Source organism: Campylobacter sp. 107 (assembly GCF_002383835.1).
In the GTDB taxonomy this organism is placed as follows: Bacteria; Campylobacterota; Campylobacteria; order Campylobacterales; family Campylobacteraceae; genus Campylobacter_D; species Campylobacter_D jejuni.
Genome location: NZ_NXBA01000011.1, coordinates 1 through 1,281 on the forward strand (window position 1 = coordinate 1; position 1,281 = coordinate 1,281).

Sequence of the window (1,281 nt, forward strand, 5' to 3'; positions counted from 1 at the left end):
TTTTTCTTCTAAAGGAAGTATATTTTTAATCAAAGCACTTTCTTGTGCTTTAATATGTCCATAAACTAATTCCATAAATTCTAAATGTTCTTTTATCCAAAGAATACTTTTATTAAAAGCATCTTCTTTGGTTTTAGGATTTAAGACATAAATTCTAGCAAGATTAAGTTCAAATTGAGTTAGTAAGGGACCTAAAATTTGTATCAAATCTTTTTGAGTATTGTAAAGTTCATCTATTTGAGTTTTGGTTTTATCTATATCTTGAATAATTTCTTGAATAAAAATTTCATTTTTTTGAGAATTTTGTAAACTCACAAAAGAGTTTTTTATTTTATCATAAACTTTAATAAAATTATCGTTAAAATCTCTACAATGTTTAATACTTTGATAAACTTTATAATAAGCCTTAAGTAAAAACTCATTTTGTTTATTTAAGCTTAAAGGTTCTAATTTTTCAAAAGGTTTATTTAAATCTTTATCAAGTAAATTCTCACAAGCCCATAGAAAAGGTTTTTCTATAGTTCCTTCTATTCTTGCTCCACCTTCGGTACAGTTGTAGACTTTAGTATCTAAATACTTTTGTATTTTTTGCACATCTTGCTCTAAATTTTGCTTAAACATGAGCCAGACATGATGAGTTTTAACTTCTTTTTTCCCGCCATAAGCCTTGGTTAAAATATGTTCATACATTTGACTTTCATAATTAGCTGAATTTTGATAATCATCAGGATGAGAATTGCCATTTTCAGCATAAGCTAAATCCTGTCCTATAAAAATGATGTTTTTATGATTTAAATGTAAGGAAAGATAACAAGCCATATGTGCAACACTAAATCCCATGTTAAAATATCCAAAATAATCTAATTTTAAATATTGTATAAAACTTGCATAGGTTGAAACTATAGTAAAATTATCGGTTTTTTTGGTTAGGTAATTTATGGCATTAGGATGTACTATGGATTTGATAATAAAACAAATTCCATTATCAAATTCCCCAAAATCATGATTAAAAAACTCAGCAGTAATTTCTGTTCTTTCCAACATACAAACATAATCAGGTTTTATACCATGTTTAGCTAAAATAGGATAAGAAGAATCCGCACAAAAAATCGTAGCTTTACTAGCATATTTTTTTAACAAAGGAAGTTGTTTAGTAAGAGATGGTCCTGTAGAAACAATGATAGCTGTATCACCTATACCCTTTCTTTTAGAAAGTAATTCTTTATAACTAGGATGAGTAATCATTTGAGGAAGATTATAAACAAATTGTTCTATACCTTG

The 1,281-nt window shown here is 26.7% G+C and carries 1 protein-coding gene; it reads right to left on the reverse strand.

Going from position 1 to position 1,281, the window contains the following annotated elements; genetic code table 11:
• A partial coding sequence (locus BGS40_RS00880; RefSeq protein ID WP_096738234.1) for a motility associated factor glycosyltransferase family protein occupies nucleotides 1–1,281 on the reverse strand: 1,281 nt, incomplete at both ends.